The following is a 22,357-nucleotide window of genomic DNA, read 5'->3' as shown; positions in this document are numbered from 1 at the left end:
GCGCTTGCCCAAGCGCCGATTTCTTTTCGACCGCAAGTGATGTTCGTACGCTGCCCCATTGCATCCTTTGAAACATCTTGACTTGAATTATCGCAATGGTGTCCAACTTTCCCGGGATGGCTCCGAAAGGGTGGAGGGCGCAACGGAGTCGTGTTCGCACATCGCCCACATAGGTTGCGTTTAAACCGTTTCGCATCGTCGGTTGATTACCGCTTCGATCTTGCTGTCTGGGATCAGGAAACCCCGGCGCTGTTCATGCGGCAGTCATATTTGGCAGTGCAAAAGGCTACGCAAAATCATCATAACTTTGTTTGGATCCAGAACCGAACCCATGAACATTTCCGCAACGTCTCCGAGCCCGTCCCGCGAGTCCGAAACGAAGCAGATCGATCATAACGACTCGATCCGCTCAACCTATCTTTCCATTGAGGATATCAAGGCAATCGGCGCCTCCGTCGCCGTGCGCGGCGTCGACTCGCTGCCCGCTTTTACGCCCTTCGATTTCTTCGCGCGGCATAAGGAAAACGAGAAGGAAATCCTGCGGGTCTACCGCACCACGGCAACGGACGTGGAATCCGGTGAAACCATTACCCCGGCAGCGGAATGGCTGCTCGACAACCATTACATCGTCGAGGAAGCGATCCAGGAAATCCGTCGTGACTTCCCGCGGCGCTTCTATCGAGAACTGCCAACGATCGACGTCAGCGGCGTGCAGATCCCGCGCACCCTGGTGCTCGCATGGCTTTATGTCGCCCACACCCACAGCACGATCTCGCAGGAAAGCCTGACGGCCCTCGTCGATGGCTTCCAGCAGAGCGAAACGTTGAGGATCGGTGAACTCTGGGCACTGCCATCGCTTGTTCGCTATGTGCTCGTGGAAAATCTGCGTCGCATTTCGATCCGCGTCGAGCGCAGCCGCCGGTTGCGTCGGCGTGCCAACGAGGCTGCAGATGAGCTTGTGCGGCTGACGGACCCGACAAAGGCGGCCGAGTATCTTAAGTCGCTCGAGTCTCTTGCCGAAGACAATACCTTCGCAACGCAATTCCTCTACCGCATGCGTGACGGGTCGCAGGCCTCCAGCGTGGCGATCGCCTGGCTCGACGAGCGCCTCGAGGCCCTCGGACGCGATACCGAAGAAACGACAATGGCGGAGCACAGCCGCCTGTCCTCCGGCAACGTCACGATGGGCAACATCATCCGGAGCTTGCGCGAGATCGACGACACCGAATGGTCCGTTTGGGTCGAACAGGTCAGCCATGTCGACAAGCTGCTGTGGGATCATTCCGACTACGGCGATCTCGATTCGGGTTCGCGCAACAAGTACCGCAAGCAGATCGAAAAACTCGCCAAGCGCTCGCCGCTTTCGGAAATGGAGATCGCCCAACTGGCGCTGGATATGACCGAAGAGGCGAAGGCCTCCGGCGAGCCACAACCGCATGAACCGAATGTCGGTGGCTTTCTGACCGGTGCTCAAAGGCCCAAACTCGAAGCGCGTGCGAACTATAGCCCGACCGCAACGCAGCACTTCGTCCGAACCGTTCGCCGTTTCAACTGGCTCTCGATCGCCACACCGGTAATCCTGCTCACCATCATCGCCATGGCGATCGTCGGCAAGTTCATGGCCAATGCCGGCATGGGACCACTTGAGATCGCGATCCTGCTGATCATGTTCTCGCTCCCGGCTTCGGAAGGCGCAACCGGCCTCTTCAACACGGTACTGTCGTTCTTCGTCACGCCGGCCCGATTGGTCGGCTACGAGTTCAAGGAGGGTATTCCCGAAGAAGCCCGCACGCTACTGGTCGTTCCCTGCCTTATCTCCAACCGTGACAGTGTCGATGAACTCGTCCGCAATCTCGAAGTTCACTACCTCGCCAACCCGCGTGGGGAGATCTACTTCGCGCTGCTCAGCGACTGGCCGGACAGCCAGGCCGAGGAAACGTCCGCCGACCTCGAGGTATTGGACTATGCCCGCCGCGAGGTCGCAAACCTTTCAGCACGGTATGCCTTCGATGGCAAGACGCGCTTCTACCTCCTGCATCGCCGTCGACTCTACAATCCATCCGAGGGCGCCTGGATGGGATGGGAGCGCAAGCGCGGCAAACTGCACGAACTGAACCTGCTGCTTCGCGGCGACCGCGATACCACTTACCTTCCGGGCGCAAACATCGTGCCGGCAAACGTTCAGTACGTTATGACGCTCGATGCCGACACACGCCTGATGCGCGATGCCGTCACTAAGCTCGCTGGCAAGCTCTACCACCCAATCAACCGTCCGGTCATCAATCCGGTCAGCGGTCGGGTCGAAAGCGGCTATGGCGTGCTGCAACCGCGCGTCACGCCGTCACTGACGACGGGCAAGGATGCATCGGTCTTCCAGCGTGTCTTCTCGATCAATCGCGGCCTCGACCCTTACGTATTTACCGTCTCCGACGTCTATCAGGATTTGGCGGGTGAGGGCACCTTCACCGGCAAGGGCCTCTATCACGTCGACGCCTTCGAAGCATCGCTCAAAGGGCGCGTCGACGAAAACTCAGTGCTCAGCCACGACCTGCTAGAGGGTTCGATGGCCCGCTGCGCGCTCGTCACCGATCTGGAGCTCGTCGAGGATTTCCCGACCCGCTACGAGGTCGAAACCTCGCGCCAGCATCGCTGGGCGCGTGGTGACTGGCAGCTGCTGCCGTACATGTTCAACCCGAAGCACGGCGTCACCGGGCTCGGGCGCTGGAAGATGTTCGACAACCTCCGCCGATCGCTGACGCCAATCGCATGGTTCTTCGCCTCAGTGCTTGGCTGGTATTTCATGGCCCCGCTCGGCGCGCTCGTGTGGCAGATCCTATTGATTTTCTGCCTGTTCGTCGCCCCGACACTCTCCCTCATCAATGGTATCATCCCGCGCACCAGCGATATCGTCGCCCGCGCCCATCTCTACACCGTCTGGTCCGATATCCGTGCTGCCAACGCACAGGTCGCTCTCCGGATTATCTTCATTGCCGATTCCGCTTGCATGATGGCCGATGCCATCGGTCGCTCGCTCTACCGTCTGTTTGTCAGCCACAAGCTGATGCTGCAATGGCGAACGGCTGCCAGTGTCCAGGCCGGCAAGCAGGGAACCATCGTCTCTTACTACAAGGCGATGTGGCACGCCCCGGTGCTGGCCCTGCTCGCCCTAGCCTTTGCAGCGCTTTCCGGTGACAAGGCATATCTGGTCGGCGTTCCGTTCGCGTTTCTCTGGATCCTTTCGCCGATGGTCGCCTATTACGTCAGCCAGTCGGCCGAGACGGAAGACCGGCTTGAGGTTGCCGATTCTGTTTCTAGCGAACTTCGCAAGATCGCCCGCCGCACGTGGCGCTATTTCGAGACGTTCACAACTGCCGAGCAAAACTATCTGCCTCCGGACAACGTCCAGGAGACGCCTCATGTAATCGTGGCGACACGCACGTCCCCAACCAATATTGGCGTCTACCTCCTATCCGTCGTTTCCGGCCGGCATTTCGGATGGTTCTCCTTCGAGGAGACCATTGATCGGCTCGAACAGACGATCGCGACAATCGACAAGATGGAGAAATTCCGCGGGCACCTCTTCAACTGGTACCACACTGATACTCTCGATACGCTTGGGCCGCGCTATGTTTCCGCAGTCGATAGCGGCAACCTCGCCGGCCACCTCATCGCGATCTCGTCGGCCTGCCGCAACTGGGCGGAAGCGCCCTCCGCTCATATGCAGGGCAACCTCGATGGCGTCGGCGATACCGCAGGCATCCTCGCGGAGGTGCTGTCCGAGTTGCCGGACGATCGCAAGACGGTTCGCCCGCTGCGCCGTCGCTTGGAAGAGCGTATCATCGGATTCCAGAACGCATTGGCCGCGGTCAAGCGCGAGCACGAGTTCGCATCGATCCGCATCATCAACCTCGCCGTTCTGGCGCGCGACATTCAAAAGCTCGCTGCCAACCTCGATCATGAGGTGAAGTCCGCATTGAGCGTCGAAGTCACGCGCTGGGCGGAATCTCTCGTCAAGGTCTGCGAAGCCCACATCTCCGACAGCACCTTCGATCTGTCCAACATCGACGCACTGCGCCCGCGCCTGATTGCCTTACGCGACAAGGCCCGCGACCTCGCCTTCTCGATGGACTTCGGCTTCCTGTTCCGGCCCGAAAGACGTCTGCTCTCGATCGGCTACCGCGTCGAAAGTGGCGAACTCGATCAGGCCTGCTACGACCTGCTCGCGTCGGAATGCCGACTAACCAGCCTGTTCGGCATCGCCAAGGGCGATCTGCCGACGGAACATTGGTATCGTCTCGGCCGCCAGGTCGTCCCAGTTGGCTCGCGTGGTGCGCTTGTCTCCTGGTCCGGCTCGATGTTCGAGTACCTGATGCCGCCGCTCGTCATGCAGGAGCGCGGCGGAGGCATCCTCAACCAGACCAACAATCTGGTTGTGGTCGAGCAGATGAACCATGCACGCAAGCTGGGGATCCCGTGGGGTATTTCGGAAGCGGCGTTCAATGCGCGCGACCATAACCTGAACTACCAATACACGAACTTCGGTGTACCCTCGCTCGGCTTGAAGCGGGGCCTTGGCCACAACGCGGTCATTGCGCCCTATGCGTCGATCCTTGCCAGCCAGTACAATCCTGACTCAGCGCTTGAAAACCTCCAGCGCCTGCGCAAACTCGGCGCACTCGGCAAGTTCGGCTACCACGACGCCGTCGACTTTACGCCGACCCGCGTGCCAGAAGGCAAGACTTGCGCGGTTGTATATAACTACTATGCTCACCACCACGGCATGTCGATCGCCGCAGTCGCGAACGTCGCCTTCAATGGTCACCTGCGCGAACTCTTCCACTCGGATCCAGTGATCGAAGCTGCCGAGCTCCTTCTCCAAGAGAAGGCACCGCGGGATATTCCGGTCATGAGCGGCAAGCACGAATCCGATACCCCAGCCAGCATCCAGGACGATCTGTTGCGCCCTGAACTGCGCAAAATCTATGATCCGGCCTCGCGTGATCGCGAGCTGGTCTTCCTCTCGAACGGCCACTATTCGCTGATGCTGACCGCAACGGGCGCCGGCTATTCGCGATGGAACGGCCAATCGGTTGCACGTTGGAAAGCCGACCCGACTGAGGACCGCTGGGGCACCTTCATCTTCCTTCGCGATACGGCGACCAACGAATGGTGGTCGGCAACTACGGAGCCAAAGAGTGTCGAAGGCGAACAGGTAAAGGTTCTCTTCGCTGACGAAAAGGCGGAGTTCACTAAGACGGTAGGCGACCTCACGAGCGAAGTCGAATGCATTGTCGCCACTGAGCATGACGCCGAAGCACGGCGCCTGACGCTCGTTAATTCGGGGACGGAGGATCGATTTATCGAAGTAACCTCCTATCTCGAGCCCGTTCTCGCGCCAGACGACGTCGACAACGCCCATCCGGCATTTGCCCGCATGTTCGTCAAGACGGAGGTCGGCAAGCGCGGCGACGTCATCCGCGTCGAGCGCAACAAGCGAGATCCGAACGAGCCGAACATGGCCGTCGCTCACCTTATCGTCGACACCTCCGGCTCTACGCGCGACACCGAGTTCGAAACGGACCGCCGCAAGTTCCTAGGCCGCGGGCGTAGCCTCGCGAACGCCGCCGCTTTTGATGCGGGAGCGACCCTTTCCGGTACCGACGGCTTCACGCTCGATCCGGTACTCTCGCTTCGCCGCACCCTCCGCGTACCGCCGGGCAAGAAAGTCAGCGTCATCTTCTGGACCATCGCTGCCCCTAGCCGCAACGAGGTGGATCAGGCCGTTGACCGGTATCGCCATGCAGACGCTTTCAACCACGAACTCGTCCAGGCCTGGACGCGCACGCAGATCCAGATGCGCCATGTCGGCGTGACGTCACAGCAGGCGGCAGCCTTCCAGCATCTCGGCCGTCATCTGGTTTATCCGGATATGTATTTGCGCGCCGATGCGGCCGCAGTTGCCGCCGGCATGCAGTCGCAGTCATCACTTTGGCCACTGGCGATCTCCGGCGATTTCCCGATCTTCACGTTGCGCGTCAACGACGACATGGATCTCGATATCGTCAGGGAAGCGTTGCTTGCGCAGGAATACCTCCGCTCGCGTGGCGTCACCGCCGATCTGGTCATCATGAACGAGCGCGCCTCATCCTATGCGCAGGACATGCAGCACGCCGTCGATCAGATGGCCGAGAACGTTCGCCGCATGGGTCAGGCCGATGGCTTGCGCCAGCACATTTTCACGGTCCGCAAGGATCTGATGGAAGAATCAACATACCATGCGCTGATCTCCGCCTCGCGCGTCACGCTCCATGCCAAGAACGGCAAGATTATCGATCAGATCAATCGTGCCGTCGCGCTCTTTTCCCCGAGCAAGGAAGAGCAGCACGAGCTGGAGCGCGCCGACCGGCTGAAGACGCCCGTCAAGCGGATCGCCCCGGCACCAGCCTCACGGCCCTCCAGGGTGGTGATCGAGGAAGAGGGGGACCTCAATTACTGGAACGGCATCGGCGGCTTTGCCGGCGACGGTCGCGAATATGTCGTGCGCCTTCCCGGAGGTCACGCAACGCCGCATCCGTGGATCAATGTAATCTCGAACGAAAAATTCGGCTTCCATGTGTCTGCCGAAGGAGCTGGTTTCACGTGGAGCGCAAACTCCCGTGATTATCAGCTGACGTCGTGGTCGAATGACGCAGTCATCAACCGCCCCGGCGAAGCGATCTACGTCGTCGATCGGGATAGCGGCGCGGTATTGACCCCGTTCGCAAACCTCTCGGAGCGGCCGGATATTCGCTTCGAAGCGCGACATGGCCTGGGCTATTCGGTATTCTCCAGCGTGCAGAACGAAATCGCGCTTGAGGTCACGCAGACCGTCGATCGCGAAAAACCGGTCAAGCTGCAACGAATCCGGCTACGCAATGCCGGCTCCAAGCCAAGGAAGCTGCGGATTTACGGCTACGTCGAGTGGGTTCTGGGCAACAATACGCAGAAGTCTGCACCGTTCATCCTCTCCGAGCACGACGAGGAGACCGGCGCACTATTCGCAAGCAACAATTACAGCATCGATTATTCCGGTCGTGTCGCTTTCTTTGTGGCCGGCGAGAAGCCATCTAGCTTTACTGCCAGCCGCCGCGAATTTATCGGCAAGAAGGGAACGATTCAGGCGCCACACGCCCTGAATTCGGGAGCCAGCCTTTCCGGCACGACAGAACTCGACGGCGATCCGGCAGCGGTTCTGGCGATCGATATCGAGATCGGACCGGACGAGGAGCGGGATGTCTGCTTCTTCCTCGGCGACACCAAGACGAAGGCCGAGGCGCGGGCGTTGATCAACGATATTCGCAAGGTTGCCTTCGAGGACGTTGTCCACGCAAACCGTGCTTTTTGGCAGGGATTCACCGGAAAACTGCAGGTTTCCACGCCCGATCAGAGCATGAACAATCTGATCAATACCTGGCTGCCGTACCAGAGCCTAGGCTGCCGCATCATGGCGCGTACGGCCTTCTACCAGGCAAGCGGTGCCTTCGGCTTCCGCGATCAGTTGCAGGATACGTTGGCGTTCGTCATCCATGAGCCGTCGATTGCCCGCAAGCAGATCCTGAACGCCGCCTCGCGCCAGTTCCGCGAGGGTGATGTTCAGCATTGGTGGCTGCCTGGCACCGGCGCTGGTGTCCGGACGATGATTTCGGACGACGTGGTTTGGCTCGCTTACGCGATCCATCACTATTGTAGCGTTACGAGGGACAAGAGCGTCCTCGACGAACAACTCGCCTTCTTGGAAGGGCCGGCACTCCTTGAGGGACAGCACGATTCCTTCTATTTGCCTGAGATCTCCGAAGACAAGGCGAGCGTCTACGAACACGCGGCCATCGCGCTGGATCTCGCGATCGCCCGCACAGGCAAGAACGGTCTGCCGCTCTTCCTCGGAGGTGATTGGAACGACGGCATGAACCGTGTCGGCATTGGCGGACAAGGAACGAGCGTCTGGCTTGGCTGGTTTCTGGCGGGTGCGCTACGTTCGTTCTCGGCATATGCGGAGGAACGTGGCGACAAGGCACGGGTTGAGCGGTGGACTCAGCATTTGACCACGCTCAAGGCCGCACTTGAAACCGTCGCCTGGGATGGCGCTTACTACCGGCGCGGTACATTCGACGATGGCAGCTTGCTTGGTTCCAAGGAAAGCCTCGAATGCCAGATCGATTCGATCGCCCAGTCTTGGAGCGTGCTGTCCGGAGAGGGCGATCCGGCGCATTCGGCAAAGGCTATGAACTCCGTGCTGGATAAGCTGGTCGATCCAGAGGCACGGATCATCCGGCTCTTCACGCCGCCCTTTGCAAACTCGGCTAAGGATCCTGGCTATATCAAGGCTTACCCGCCAGGTGTTCGAGAAAATGGTGGCCAATACACTCATGCCGCGACTTGGGTTGTCTTGGCATTGGCTGAACTTGGCCGCGGCGATGATGCCCTGCGTTGCTTCGAGCTGCTCAATCCGATCAGTCATGCCCGCGACCCGGTTTCGGCGGAACGCTATCGCGTCGAACCTTATATCATTGCAGCTGACGTCTACGGTGAGGGCGCGCTCAGCGGTCGCGGCGGGTGGACCTGGTACACAGGCTCCGCGGGCTGGCTCTATCGCGCGGTGATCGAGGGCATCCTCGGCATCAAGGTGAGGGATGGCCGCTTGTACGTGCGTCCAGCACTGGCGAGCACATGGGACGGCTTCTCCGCCGAGATTGAGCACGCAGGTGCTAAATACCTCATTTCGGTCTCAAAATCGTCCCATCCGAGAGGCTACGATGTGACCATCAACGGACGCGAAGTCACCGATCCCGACGAGGGATATCCGGTCGGATAACAGCATTTTCCTCGCTAATCATCCGGCGATTCGTTGCGGCCAAAAGGGAAACCTTTTGGCCGCAACTGCGTTTGCAAATCGGAAAAGCAGGAGAGGTCCATGGCAATAGCGCTCGGGGGAACGATCGGCGCCAAGCAAAGTTCTGTGACGGTAGCGGCGCCGAAACGCGATACGAGATTGGACGTTCTACGCGGACTCGCGCTCATCACGATTTTCATCAATCACGTACCCGGTCAGATTTTCGAGAATCTTACAACCAAGAATTTCGGCTTTTCAGATGCGGCCGAAGCCTTCGTTCTGATTTCGGGCATCGCGGTTGGCTTGGCCTATGGTACGCGCTTTGAGCCCGGCGCGTGGCTGCAGACGGTAGTGAAGGCCATGAAGCGGGCGTTTACCCTTTATCTGGCTCACATGATAACGACGTTCATGACGCTCGCCCTGTTCCTGGCCGGCGCGTGGATCTTCCACCGACCCGGCCTGCTGTGTGAAATCAACATCCTCGCCGTCCTCACCAATCTGAAGGCCGGCATTCCCTCGCTAGTACTGCTTGGACATCAGATCGGCTACAACAACATTCTGCCGATGTACGGCGCGTTGATGTTGATGGTGCCGATCATCCTTCTGCTCAACGCGGCAAGCCCTCTTCTTGCACTCGCCGTTTCCGGCACTGTTTGGCTATTTGCGGGCGTTTACGAGATAGCGCCACATAACATGCTGATCGAGGGTTATTGGTTCCTCAACCCACTGTCCTGGCAATTCCTCTTCACGATCGGCATCGTTGGCATGATGCATGTGCGCCGCGGCGGCCAACTGCCGCAGCACCCGATCCTCTTTGCTTTCGCGGCCGCCTATGTCGCGTTGTCCTTTGCCTGGGTCGTGGGCCAGCTCTGGAGCTTCGGAATTGCGTTGGCATCGCTCGGGCTGCCGCCCGTGCTGACAGGCTTCGACAAGACATTCCTGTCGCTGCCGAGGCTACTGCACGTTCTGGCGCTGACGTATCTCGTCATCAATATTCCAGCAATCTCACGCCTGCTTCGCCGGTCCACGAACAATCCGCTGACCATCCTTGGACGCCACTCGCTGAACATCTTTGTCGCCGGCACTGTTCTGGCGATGGTTGGTCAGGTGGTGCTCTACATCAACAACCACGACCGGATCGTCGGCCCAGTCTTCGTGGTCATCGGCATCGCCATTCAGTTCGCCTACGCCTACCATCTTGAGCGAAAGCGCAAGCTGGAGACCGGCGACCGCGACAGGCTGCCCAGCCGAACGATGGTGCCGGTTCCTGCGCGCGTCGATCGTTCGCAAGATCGACGCTAGACGCCAGTACCATGCGACTGTTGAGAGATCGCTGCCTTCCGCGCCGTCGCATATCATGATCGCAAAAACCTTGACTCCTGTGGAAAACCTTTTAAGAGCAACGGCGGAAAAGGAATATCCATGGTTCGTGATGAACACGCCATTGCTGCATGCAATGACCGGGCACAAGGTGCCGGGATGGGTATTGCCGTTCCGGTTTCTTCCAAAACCAAGGCCAAAACGACGACGAAAACCGTCTGACGTCTCTGGCCTGCCGCTCTCTCCCCGGCCCGGCTGGGGACAGGAAGTCGCGATGTCTTCGCGCTTCCCCCTCACCGGACAAGAGGAGAGAAGAGAAAGAGAGCTTGAGAAATGGGTTTTAAAGTTGCAGTTGCGGGAGCGACCGGAAATGTTGGCCGGGAAATGCTCAATATCCTCTCCGAACGCGGTTTCCCCGCCGATGAAGTCGTAGCGCTTGCGTCTGCGCGCTCGCAGGGCACTGAGGTTTCTTACGGCGACAAGACGCTGAAGGTCGCAAACCTCGAGAACTACGATTTCTCGGACACCGACATCTGCCTGATGTCGGCCGGCGGCGAGGTCTCCAAGAAGTGGTCGCCCAAGATCGGTGCGCAGGGTTGTGTCGTCATCGATAACTCGTCGGCATGGCGCTACGACGCAGACGTGCCGCTGATCGTTCCTGAGGTGAATCCCGACGCCGTTACCCAATTCAGCAAGCGCAACATCATCGCCAACCCGAACTGCTCGACTGCCCAGCTCGTCGTGGCGCTCAAGCCGCTTCACGACTTCGCCAAGATCAAGCGCGTCGTCGTTTCGACCTATCAGTCCGTTTCCGGCGCCGGCAAGGATGGTATGGACGAGCTGTTCAACCAGACGCGAGCCGTGTTCGTCGCAGATCCGATCGAGAACAAGAAGTTCACGAAGCGTATCGCCTTCAACGTCATCCCGCATATCGATGTCTTCATGGAAGACGGCTACACGAAGGAAGAGTGGAAGGTTCTCGCCGAGACCAAGAAGATGCTCGACCCGAAGATCAAGGTGACCTGCACGGCAGTTCGCGTTCCTGTCTTCATCGGCCACTCTGAATCGGTCAACATCGAGTTCGAAAGCGAGATCACGGCTGATCAGGCACGCGACATCCTGCGCGAAGCTCCCGGCTGCCTCGTCATCGACAAGCACGAGAACGGCGGATACATCACGCCCTACGAGTCTGCCGGTGAAGATGCGACCTATATCTCCCGCATCCGCGAAGACGCGACGGTCGAGAACGGCCTGAACATGTGGGTGGTCTCCGACAACCTCCGCAAGGGTGCCGCTCTCAACGCGATTCAGATCGCTGAGCTGCTTATTAATCGCGGACTTGTGAAGCCGCGCAAGCAGGCAGCCTGAACCAATTGTTAACTATGGTTTGTTAAGCCCGGCTTATTAAGGTAAGGGCTTTTTTGGCGCGGGTTTGCTGTTCTCGGCTTCCCGCGCTTGCCAAATCAAAGACGGTGACAATATTGCCGAAAGCGGGCTGCGGGCCCGGTTTGAAGGCTAGTCAGATCGGGATCGGGGTATCTCCATGCGCATGACAAGATTTCTGTTGGCAGCTTCGGCGGCCTGCATTCTCCACGCAGTTCCTGCAGCAGCCAAGGCAGCCCAGTGTGGCAACAACGGCGCCGGTTTCGAGGCCTGGGTTGGCGAGTTCAAGCAAGAGGCAGCTGCAAGCGGTGTCAGCCCCTCCGTTCTTGATCGCGCCTTCGCAAACGTCTCCTACAACAGACCGACTATTGCCGCTGACCGCGGCCAGAAGAGTTTCAAGCTTTCCTTCGATGCTTTCATGCAGAAGCGTGGCGGTGCAGCGATCATTTCGCGCGGCAAGGGCATGAAGCGCGCCAATGCCGCTCTCTTTGCGTCGATCGAACGCCGCTACGGCGTGCCGGCGGGTCCGCTAATCGCGATTTGGGGCATGGAGACCGGATTCGGCAGCTATATGGGCAACCAGCATACGCTGTCGGCAGTGTCGACCCTCGCCTACGATTGCCGACGTTCCGACTACTTCACCGATCAGCTCTATGCAGCACTGCAGCTTGTCTCGGAGGGTTACCTCAACCCGCAGGCGCGCGGTGCGGCCCATGGCGAGATCGGACAGACGCAGTTCCTGCCGCGCAATGTCGTGCGCTTCGGCGCCGATGGTGATGGCGACGGCCGCGTCGATATGGTCGGCTCGCGCGCTGATGCGCTTGCCTCTACTGCTAATTTCCTGAAAGGCCATGGCTGGCAGGCTGGTGCCGGCTATCAGCCCGGCGAGCCCAACTTCGCAGCGATCGCCGGCTGGAACGCGGCGACGGTCTATCAGCAGGCCATCGCTTATATCGGCCAGCAGATCGACGGAAACTGAGAATAATTCAGCGCAAACCGCGAGCGCCGAACTGAGGTTCGGCGCTTTTTTGTTTGAGCCTAGACGTCGGGGCGAATGAAGTCGCGGGTTTCGGCGTCCATGACCCACAGTTCTCCCGTCGAAATATCGAACCAGGCACCGTGAAGTGCGATCTTGCCGGCGTCTTCCAGGGCCTTGATGTCTGGAAACGTCCTGAGATTCTCAATCGAATTGCGGATCGAGACACGCTCGAGGGCGGTTTGGCGCTCGGCAGGAGTCATCACGTCATTGGCGCCGATCTGCTCGGCCGCAGGCCTGACGAGCGACATCCAGCGTCCGATAAAGTCGCCGGGCGAAAGGGGCTCGGCACTCGGATCGAGCGCCGCCCTGATGCCACCACAGCGCCCATGACCCATGACAACGATGTCCGTAACCTTCAGAACCTGAACCGCGAATTCCAGCGCGGCTGACGTGGCATGAAAATGACCATCCGGCTCGTAGGGCGGCACCATGTTGGCGACATTGCGGATGACGAAAAGTTCGCCGGGACCTGCATCAAAGATCAGCTCGGGAGCAGCACGCGAGTCCGAACAGGCGACCACCAGTGTGCTTGGGTTTTGGCCGTGCTCGGCAAGCGTCTTGTAGCGATCACGGGCGTCCGCATAACGCCCGTTCATAAAGTTGCGGTAACCGTCGAGAAGGGTGTTTGGAAAACGCTGCATGATCTTCGATTACAGCCTGCGCCCACCAAGATCAATATCGCACTGCAAGATAGCAAGCGCGGGCGTGACGTCAGCCCTTGCGCCTTTGTGCCGGGTGCATCAAGCGCCGCATCTGTACCATCGCCATCGGCGTTGCCAGGCTTGACGCGTCGCTTGCCAGCGTCAATTCGTCGCTCCCCCGCTTCACGGCGCGGACAAGCACCTCGTAGACGCTTGCCGTTGCAAGCTGAAGCGCCTTCTCGTCCTCCATGCCGGAAAGAAGCCGCGACAGAAACAGCGCGGCAAGAAGATCACCGAGGCCATTCGGCGGCTTGTCGATCAGGCGATGTTCCGCCAGCAGCGCATGGCGCCCCGAGAGATAGAGATTTCCTGTGCCTCCTGCCATCATCGGCACGGCTGAGGTCACCAGCATGCGGGACGGACCGAGCGACAGGGCAGCATCCATAATCGACGTATTGTCCTCCAGCGGGGCACCAGCGAGCCAGGCGAGTTCAAATCGATTAGGCGTCGCAAGCGAAGCAAGGGGTATCAGATGATCCCTGATCGCCTCGGCCGTTGCCTGCGGCACGTAAAGGCCACCCAGATCCCCCATAACCGGATCGCAAACGTAAAGCAGCTCCGGTTTCTGCTCGCGCAAAGCTGTCACGAGCCGGGCAACCGAGCGCGCCTGCCCGGCATTGCCAAAATACCCTGAAAGAACAGCCTTCACTTCACCGATCCAGGGTGCGCGAATGAGATCGTCGATCGCCGCGTCAAAATCGGCTTCGGCAAACGTGAGCCGTGTCGACCGGCCATGGCCGGGGTGCCACGGCAGCACGATCGTCGGCAGCGCCCAGACCTGATGACCGAGTGTCTCTAGCGCAAAGACCGCCGCACGATTTCCGACGGACCCACGCACAACATGGCTGGAGATAACAATGACGGTTCCTGCGGCATTATCTGACATGATGCTCTACTCGGCCTTCGATGACCGTTGATCTCCTTTTTGCAGCTCCACTGTCAACAGCTCTTCACGCAGACATGGAAACTTCCGCCGCAAGAAATTCGGGCATTCATACAACGAAGCAAAATCTTTCGAAAATTTGCGTTCCGACCGCCAAAAACGCATGAAAGCTGCCTCGCAATGCACTCTTTTAGAGATTCTTTCGTCAAATCTTCTGCTAACTTGCGCCAAATCGAGGAGATGAGGGAGTATCTGCGATGGCTGGTCGAAACAATCCGAAGCGAGAAAAACAGCTCGAGAGCGCGACCAAAATCGCGGCCGCAACCGGGGAGACCTACCTCGATCCCGAATTCTTGTTCGGGCGCGCCAGCGGCGACGACCTGGAACGCTACACGCCGGAGATGTTGGCACTTTCTGCCGTGCATTCTGCAAAAGAATTAGCAGCCTGGGCAGGCAATTCAGCGCGCATCACCATCGATACCATCGCCGACGTGGAGCCCGACGGCGTTGCCGTATCCGTTCTTTCGGTCACCGACCACAATGTGCCGTTCTTGTATGAATCGGTGATGGGCGAGGTCACCAGCAGTTATCGCGACCTCTACATGGCCGTGCATCCGATCCTCGTGATGGAGGACGGCAAAGCGCCTGAACTTTACTCGGCCGACCTCCAAAGCGAACCGGCCAAACGCGTCAGCCATATCCAGCTGCACCTTGCGCCCCTGACGACGGCTCAGGCAGCCGATCTGATCAAGCGTGTGAAGACCGTGGTCGAGCAGGTGCGCGTGACGGTTTCCGACTGGAGACCGATGCTCGATAAGCTCGGAACGGTGATCGACGAACTTTCTGCCTACAATGCCAGCCGCAGGAAAGCGGAACGCGATGAAGCGCTCGCCTTCCTGACGTGGCTGCGCGATGCCAACTTTACCTTTCTCGGGATGCGTGAGTACGTCTACTCGGGCAAAGGCGCGAGCGCAAAGGTGGAGCGTGACAAGGGCGCTGGCCTCGGCATCCTTTCAAACCCCGACGTGCTCGTTCTGCGCACCGGTAAGGACGCTGTCACGACGACGCCGGAAATCCTCGCATTCCTCGATGGCCCGGATTTCCTGATCGTCACCAAAGCGAACGTGAAGTCGATCGTCCATCGACGCGCCTATATGGACTATGTCGGCGTCAAGCGCTTTGACGCCAAAGGAAACGTAACCGGCGAATTGCGCATCGTCGGCCTCTTCACCTCAACCGCCTATACATCCCTCGCCAGCGAGATTCCGCTGCTCCGTTCCAAGATCGAGCGGGTGAAGGAATATTTCGGCTTCGACCCGATGAGTCACTCGGGCCGTATGCTGGACAATACGCTGGAATCCTATCCACGTGACGACCTCTTCCAGATCGACACGACCCTTCTGGCGAGCTTTGCAGAACAGATCAACGATCTCGCCGACCGGCCGCGTGTCCGCGCGCTGCCGCGCATCGATCACTTTGATCGCTTCGTTTCGGTGATCGTTTATGTGCCACGCGAGGAATATGACTCGATCGTGCGTGAAAAGATCGGAACCTATCTGAAGACCGTCTATGATGGCCGCGTGTCCGCCTATTATCCGGCTTTCCCGGAAGGCGGCGTTGCGCGCGTTCATTTCATCATCGGTCGTTCCGGCGGCAAAACTCCACGCGTGCCGCAAGCAAAACTCGAGGAGGCAATTCGAGCCATCACGGCGCGTTGGGATGACCGGTTCGAAGCCCTGGCTGGACCCAAGGCTCCTCGCTTGCTCGTAAGCCACGCGTTCCAGGATCTCTTCCCGCCCGAAGAAACCTTCTATGATCTTGAGGACATCACCGCTTGCGCAGCCGGAGAGCCGATCCGCATAGCGTTCTACACGCGGGAGAAAGACGGCGTTGAGCTGCTTTGCCTGAAGATTTTCCATTCCGGCGGCCAACTCGCCCTGTCCCGCCGCGTACCCTTGCTTGAGAACCTCGGCTTTAACGTCATAAGCGAGGGAACATTCGATATCGATGTAACCCTCCACGGCGGCCCGGAAACGCTGGTGGTGCTGCATGATATGGAACTTGAGCCTCGGGGAGGTATCCAAATCGATCTCCATCGTCATGGAGAGATGTTGGAGGAAGCGTTCCTCGCAGCGTTCAGCGGCGTCATCGACAATGACAACTTCAACCGCCTGATCGTCTCGGCGGGATTGACTGCGCGCGAAACCAGCGTCCTTCGTGCCTATGCCCGCTATCTGCGCCAGGCCGGCATTCCGTATTCGCTGGACTACATCGCTACCACGCTGGACAAGTATCCGGTAATCGCAGCGATGATCTTTCGGCTGTTTTACGACGCGCTCGATCCGAAAATTTCCGAGAAGACGCGGATCAAGAAGGCGGCCGAGCATCACCAAAGGATCGAGGCGGCTCTCTCCGATGTGCCGAGTCTCGACGACGATCGAATCCTGCGCCGCTACGTCAACGTCGTGGACGCGACACTGCGGACCAACTACTTCCAGCGCGATCAGGATGGCTTGCCGAAAGCGATGCTGGCCTTCAAGCTCGATCCGCATCTGGTCGACGGATTGCCCGAACCCCGACCATTCCGCGAGATGTTCGTCTATGGCGTCGAAGTCGAAGGCGTACACCTGCGCTTCGGCAAGGTGGCGCGTGGCGGCCTGCGTTGGTCTGACCGCGCTGAAGACTATCGCACCGAAGTGCTGGGGCTTGTGAAAGCACAACAGGTCAAGAACGCCGTCATCGTGCCAGTCGGCGCTAAAGGTGGCTTCTATCCGAAGAAGCTGCCGGTCGGCGGCAGCCGCGACGAAATCTTCAACGCTGGTCGCGAAGCCTACAAGACCTATATCCGCACTCTGCTGTCGATCACCGATAACATCAATGGCGCCGATATCGTGCCGCCAAAGGACACAGTCAGGCTTGACGGCGACGACCCTTATTTCGTCGTGGCCGCCGACAAGGGAACCGCCACCTTCTCGGACACCGCCAACGCGCTCGCGCAGGAAGCGGGCTTCTGGCTGGACGATGCCTTCGCTTCGGGTGGCTCGGCCGGTTACGACCACAAGAAAATGGGCATCACCGCCCGCGGTGCCTGGGAAACGGTGAAGCGCCACTTCCGTGAAATGGATATCGACATCCAGACCACGCCCTTCACCGTTGCCGGTGTCGGCGATATGTCCGGCGATGTGTTCGGCAACGGCATGTTGCTGTCACCAAAAATCCGGCTGGTCGCCGCTTTCGACCATCGCGACATTCTCATCGATCCGGATCCGGATATGGCAAAGACGCTCGCGGAACGGCAGCGGCTTTTCAATCTAGCGCGGTCGAGCTGGCAAGATTTCGACAAGGGTGTCCTTTCGAAGGGCGCGATGATCATTTCGCGATCGGCGAAGTCGGTCACGCTGACGCCGGAAGCAATGGCTGCGATCGGCATCGACAAAGCCGTGGCAACGCCGTTCGAGATCATGACGGCCATTTTGAAAAGCCCGGTCGATCTGCTCTGGTTTGGCGGTATCGGCACCTATGTCAAGGCGCCGTCCGAAACAGACGCCGAGGTTGGCGACCGTGCCAACGATCCCATTCGCGTTGCGGCGGAAGACGTGCGCGCCAGGGTGATCGGCGAGGGCGCAAATCTCGGTGTGACGCAGAAGGGCCGTATTGCCTACGGCCTGAGGGGCGGGCGCTGCAATTCCGACGCGATCGACAATTCGGCTGGCGTCAATACGTCGGACGTCGAAGTCAACATCAAGATCGCGCTTGCCGCCGCCATGCACGATAATCGCCTCACGCGGGCAAAGCGCGACCAGCTCCTGTCATCAATGACGGATGAGGTCGCAAAGCTGGTGCTCAGGAACAACTATTTGCAGTCTCTGGCGATTTCGCTGACGGAGCGCAAGGGCACGGCAAACGGCCTCGAACTTGCCCGGCTCATGACGGTGCTCGAAGGCGCCAAGCAGTTGAACCGGAAGGTTGAGACGCTGCCTGACGATACGGTCCTTGCCGAGCGCTATGCGGCGGGCAAGCCGCTGACCCGACCCGAGATTGGCGTTCTGCTTTCCTATGCCAAGATCGTGTTGTTTGATGCCCTGGCCGCCAGCGATTTGCCTGATGATCCCTATTTCACCGCAACGCTTTCGAACTACTTCCCCGCAAAGATGCGCAAGACGAACGCATCGGACATCGACGCCCATCGTCTGAAACGCGAGATCATTGCGACCGTGCTTGCCAACGAGGTCATTAACCGCGGCGGCCCTGGCTTCGCTGTCAGCATGATGGATGCCACAGCGGCATCCGCACCGGAGGTTGTTCGGGCGGCAATCATTGCCCGTGATGGCTTCGATCTCGGACGGCTCTGGACGGAGACGGATGCGCTGGACGGAAAGATCGGCGGCCAGATCCAGAACCGCATCTACGAGGAAATCAGCCACACCTTCACGGTGTTGACGCGCCTTCTTCTGAAGACACAGATGGTCAAGGGCGATATGGCTGCCACCATCGAGGGACTTCAAGCAGCCCTGAAGAAGCTCAAGCCGATTTTCGCCAGCCAGACAGTACCCGAGCTCGAGGCACGCCGCCAAGAATATCGCGAGGCCGGCGTGCCCGATAAGCTGGCCGCCGAGATCTCGGGGCTCCTCGGCTTTGCGCTCGTGCCCGAGATCATGCAGATCGCCGAACGCACGGGCGAACCACTGGCTCGCGCAGCGGAAAGCTATTTTGCCGTCTCACAGACATTCCGGATCGGGCGGTTGCTCGCCGCCGGATCGCGCATCATCTCGGCCGACCACTACGAGAATCTGGCGCTGGCACGCAGCATCGACCAGATCGCCAGTGCGAGACGCGATATCGTCATCTCGGCGCTCGCAAACCATGGAAAGGACAAGCTTCCGGTCCAGGCTTGGCATGCCGGCGATCGCATCAGAATCAACCGGATTGCAGAGGAACTATCCGGGTTGAGTGACAGCGGCGATCCGAATCTTGCCCGGATCACCGTGGCAGCGGGTCTGTTGACCGACCTTGCGCGCGACGGGGCGAGGTGAGACAGTTCCGCTCGGAATCAGGAGCGGATTGTGAATCGCATCGACTGGACGGGAACTCAGCCGGCTAGGGCATCGGAGAAGGGCATCTGGGGCTGGATGCTCTTCGACTGGGCAGCCCAGCCATTCTTCACGGTCGTGACGACCTTTATCTTCGGCCCGTACTTCGTGTCACGCCTGACGGCCGATCCGGTCTCCGCTCAGGCGATGTGGAGCAACATGGCGACGATCTCTTCGGTGATCATCGCCATCTTGTCGCCCGTCCTGGGTTCGATTGCAGACCAGTCCGGCGCGCGAAAGCCTTGGATCGCTTTTTTCGCCGTCATCAAGATTGCGAGCCTCTTCTGCCTCTGGTTTGCGTCACCGGGTTCGTCGCTGGTCTACCCAGTAACCTTCATGATCCTGGCGTCGATCGCGGCCGAGTTCTCGATCGTCTTCAACGACTCCATGATGCCGCGGCTCGTCAGCAAAGACGAGGTCGGCAAGTTGTCCAATACGGCCTGGGGTCTTGGCTATCTTGGCGGGATGATTGTCCTGATCGCCGTGGTCGTCCTGCTTGCGGGAAATCTGGAATCCGGCAAAACAATTCTTGGTCTTGATCCCTTGTTCGGTCTTGATCCACACCAAGGGGAAGATGCCCGCATCACCGGGCCGATCTCGGCCGCCTGGTACCTGATCTTTATTCTTCCGATGTTCTTTTTCACACCGGATGTCAGCAAGGGCCTTCCGTTCGGTGCCGCGGTGCGAACCGGCCTTGCCGAGCTGAAAAGCACGCTTGGCGAGCTCAAGCACCGCCGAGGCATTCTTCATTTCCTGGTCGCCCGCATGATCTATCAGGATGGCGTCAACGGACTGCTGATTCTTGGTGGCGCCTTTGCCGCAGGAATGTTCGGCTGGGCGACAATCGAAATCGGGATCTACGGGATCATACTCAACGTCGTCGCAATCTTCGGCTGTATCATTGCAGGCCGGGTCGATCGACATATCGGATCCAAGTCGACAATTGTCATCAGCTTGGCGATGCTGTTGCTTGCCACCGTTGGCATTGTGTCGACGGGGCCGGGATACACGCTCTTCGGCCTGCTCGAACTGCCGACCGCCGATTCCGGTGGACTCTTCGGGACGGCAGCCGAGAAAGCATACATCGCCTACGGCCTACTGATCGGCCTTGCCTTCGGCCCGGTGCAGGCGTCGTCACGCTCCTATCTCGCACGAAGCGTAAGCCTGAACGAGGCGGGCCGCTATTTCGGCATCTATGCGCTTTCAGGGCGCGCCACGAGCTTCCTGGCGACGCTGTTCTTCTCCGCCGTGACCTATATGACGGGCTCGTCGCGGCTTGGAATGGCAACACTTGTACTCTTTTTGGCCGCAGGGCTGATCCTGCTCGTCCGTACGCCCTATCCTGCGGACAGGGCGTAACGGCGGCCTACCCGCTTAGTGGCGGAAGTGCCGCATCCCAGTAAAGACCATTGCGACATTGTGCTCATTGGCAGCGTCGATCACTTCCTGATCGCGCATCGATCCGCCCGGCTGGATAACCGCCGTCGCACCGGCTGCGATCATTGACAGCAAGCCATCGGCGAAGGGCAGGAAGGCCTCCGAGGCAACGGCCGAACCGTGCGTCAACGGCTCTGTGAGCCCGAGAGACCTGGCAGCTTCCTCGGCCTTCAGGCCGGCGATCCGCGCAGAATCCACGCGGCTCATCTGGCCTGCGCCAATGCCGGCCGTCTGCCCGTCCTTGGCATAGACCACCGCGTTCGACTTGACATGCTTGGCGACCTTGAAGGCAAATTTCATGTCCTCGAGTTCCTGCTGGGTAGGCGCACGCTTGGTAACTATCTTCAGCTCCAGATCCTCGACCATGCCGTTGTCTCGGCTCTGCACGAGCAAACCGCCGGAGACGGTTTTCGCCGTCAGACCGGCAGACCGCGGATCTGGGAGCCCGCCTGCAGTCAGCAGACGTAGGTTTGCCTTGCGCGCAACGATGGCCTTCGCCTCCTCAGTAACCTCAGGCGCGATGATGACTTCGGTAAAGAGCTTGATGATCTCTTCCGCCGTTTCCGCATCGAGTGTCTGGTTAAGGGCGATGATGCCGCCAAAGGCGGAAACGGAGTCGCAGGCAAGCGCGCGCTTGTAAGCTTCGAGCAAGCTGGAACCGGTTGCCACGCCGCAGGGATTTGCGTGCTTGATGATCGCGCAGGCTGCTGACTTTTCCGGCAGGAACTCGGCGACGAGCTCGTAGGCCGCATCGGTGTCGTTGATGTTGTTATAGGAGAGCTGCTTGCCCTGAAGCAGTGACGCCGTGGCAACACCGGGGCGGCGTTCGCCCGTGACATAGAATGCCGCCTTCTGGTGCGGGTTCTCGCCGTACCGCATCTCTTCCTTGAGCACACCGCCAATGACGCGATGACGCGGGGTGTCTATCGAGAGCGCCTCGGCAAACCAGTTGGAGATCATCGAATCATAAGCAGCCGTGCGAGCAAACGCCTTGGCTGCCATCCGTTGGCGGAAGCCATAGGCAGTGCCGCCGGCGTCGGAAGCGAGATGTTCGAGTAGCTCGGCATAGTCCACCGGATCGGTCAGGATCGTCACATAGGCGTGGTTCTTGGCCGACGCACGGATCATCGCGGGACCGCCGATATCGATATTCTCGACGGTCGTCGGATAGTCACCGCCGGCAGCACGAACGTCCTCGAACGGATAAAGATTGATGACGACAAGGTCGATACCCTCGATGCCGTGCGCCTTCATCGCAGCTTGGTGTTCCGCGTCATCGCGAATGGCAAGCAGGCCGCCGTGCACTTTCGGATGCAAGGTCTTGACCCGACCATCCATGATCTCAGGAAACCCTGTGACGTCGGAAACATCGGTCACCGCAAGTCCGGCGGCTGCAATTGCCTTGTGAGTGCCACCTGTCGACAGGAGGCGAACGCCCTTATCGGCAAGTGCGCGCGCGAGCTCGACGATACCGGTCTTATCGGATACCGAAAGCAACGCTGTCTTGACGGCGACCTTGTCGGGTGCGGGAATTTTCTTGGAAACAACGGCCATGAGGCTTCTCCGTTTGGTCTTCAGGAGATATCCGGCGAGGGATAAGCGGATGATGGCGCCGCGTTAGCACAGCTTTGCCGC

10 protein-coding genes are annotated in these 22,357 nt (G+C 59.5%); 7 read left to right on the top strand and 3 right to left on the bottom strand.

Annotated features, from left to right (window positions below; genetic code table 11):
• The first annotated feature begins 331 nt into the window (after window positions 1-331).
• The 5 genes from PMI09_RS19335 to PMI09_RS19315 all read left to right on the top strand — a co-directional run bounded on the left by PMI09_RS19335 (window position 332) and on the right by PMI09_RS19315 (window position 12,551).
• Complete coding sequence (locus PMI09_RS19335) at window positions 332-8,851, top strand: GH36-type glycosyl hydrolase domain-containing protein (protein ID WP_007798211.1); 8,520 nt, start codon at window positions 332-334, stop codon at window positions 8,849-8,851.
• Window positions 8,852-8,950: 99 nt separating this feature from the next.
• Complete coding sequence (locus PMI09_RS19330) at window positions 8,951-10,171, top strand: OpgC family protein (RefSeq protein ID WP_007798207.1); 1,221 nt, start codon at window positions 8,951-8,953, stop codon at window positions 10,169-10,171.
• Window positions 10,172-10,198: 27 nt separating this feature from the next.
• Window positions 10,199-10,411, top strand: coding sequence for a hypothetical protein (locus tag PMI09_RS19325; RefSeq protein ID WP_037083547.1), 213 nt, complete (start codon window positions 10,199-10,201; stop codon window positions 10,409-10,411).
• Between the two features lie 111 nt (window positions 10,412-10,522).
• Entirely contained in the window at window positions 10,523-11,557 is a 1,035-nt protein-coding gene (locus PMI09_RS19320; RefSeq protein ID WP_007798204.1) for an aspartate-semialdehyde dehydrogenase, read from the top strand.
• A gap of 175 nt (window positions 11,558-11,732) precedes the next feature.
• A complete protein-coding gene (locus tag PMI09_RS19315) occupies window positions 11,733-12,551 on the top strand; it encodes a lytic murein transglycosylase (RefSeq protein ID WP_007798202.1) in 819 nt (272 codons plus the stop codon).
• 59 nt (window positions 12,552-12,610) lie between these two features.
• Here PMI09_RS19315 and PMI09_RS19310 read toward each other — a convergent pair whose 3' ends face one another.
• Both PMI09_RS19310 and pdxY read right to left on the bottom strand, forming a co-directional pair.
• Window positions 12,611-13,252, bottom strand: coding sequence for a carbonic anhydrase (locus PMI09_RS19310; protein WP_007798199.1), 642 nt, complete (start codon window positions 13,250-13,252; stop codon window positions 12,611-12,613).
• Window positions 13,253-13,322: 70 nt separating this feature from the next.
• Window positions 13,323-14,198: a pyridoxal kinase PdxY gene (pdxY, locus tag PMI09_RS19305; RefSeq protein ID WP_007798197.1), complete on the bottom strand. Its 876-nt coding sequence runs from the start codon at window positions 14,196-14,198 to the stop codon at window positions 13,323-13,325.
• A gap of 254 nt (window positions 14,199-14,452) precedes the next feature.
• Here pdxY and PMI09_RS19300 point away from each other — a divergent pair, with 254 nt between their 5' ends.
• Window positions 14,453-19,228 (top strand): NAD-glutamate dehydrogenase, encoded by a 4,776-nt coding sequence (locus tag PMI09_RS19300; protein ID WP_007798195.1) that lies wholly within the window; start codon window positions 14,453-14,455, stop codon window positions 19,226-19,228.
• A gap of 27 nt (window positions 19,229-19,255) precedes the next feature.
• Window positions 19,256-20,644 (top strand): MFS transporter, encoded by a 1,389-nt coding sequence (locus tag PMI09_RS19295; protein WP_183719813.1) that lies wholly within the window; start codon window positions 19,256-19,258, stop codon window positions 20,642-20,644.
• 15 nt (window positions 20,645-20,659) lie between these two features.
• Here the strand turns inward: PMI09_RS19295 and purH are convergent, their stop codons facing one another.
• Window positions 20,660-22,276 carry a bifunctional phosphoribosylaminoimidazolecarboxamide formyltransferase/IMP cyclohydrolase gene (purH, locus tag PMI09_RS19290; RefSeq protein WP_007798191.1) on the bottom strand — a complete coding sequence of 539 codons (1,617 nt, stop codon included), beginning with the start codon at window positions 22,274-22,276 and terminating at the stop codon, window positions 20,660-20,662.
• Window positions 22,277-22,357 lie beyond the last annotated feature (81 nt).

Source organism: Rhizobium sp. CF122 (assembly GCF_000282035.1).
Taxonomy (GTDB): Bacteria; Pseudomonadota; Alphaproteobacteria; order Rhizobiales; family Rhizobiaceae; genus Rhizobium.
This window is presented reverse-complemented; position numbering and strand designations above follow the sequence as displayed.

What these genes read in the sequence shown, in the direction of transcription:
- PMI09_RS19335 (WP_007798211.1), top strand. Translation starts at nt 332, where the DNA reads ATGAACATTTCCGCAACGTCTCCGAGCCCGTCCCGCGAGTCCGAAACG.
- PMI09_RS19330 (WP_007798207.1), top strand. Translation starts at nt 8,951, where the DNA reads ATGGCAATAGCGCTCGGGGGAACGATCGGCGCCAAGCAAAGTTCTGTG.
- pdxY (WP_007798197.1), bottom strand. Translation starts at nt 14,198, where the DNA reads ATGTCAGATAATGCCGCAGGAACCGTCATTGTTATCTCCAGCCATGTT.
- PMI09_RS19320 (WP_007798204.1), top strand. Translation starts at nt 10,523, where the DNA reads ATGGGTTTTAAAGTTGCAGTTGCGGGAGCGACCGGAAATGTTGGCCGG.
- PMI09_RS19310 (WP_007798199.1), bottom strand. Translation starts at nt 13,252, where the DNA reads ATGCAGCGTTTTCCAAACACCCTTCTCGACGGTTACCGCAACTTTATG.
- purH (WP_007798191.1), bottom strand. Translation starts at nt 22,276, where the DNA reads ATGGCCGTTGTTTCCAAGAAAATTCCCGCACCCGACAAGGTCGCCGTC.
- PMI09_RS19300 (WP_007798195.1), top strand. Translation starts at nt 14,453, where the DNA reads ATGGCTGGTCGAAACAATCCGAAGCGAGAAAAACAGCTCGAGAGCGCG.
- PMI09_RS19315 (WP_007798202.1), top strand. Translation starts at nt 11,733, where the DNA reads ATGCGCATGACAAGATTTCTGTTGGCAGCTTCGGCGGCCTGCATTCTC.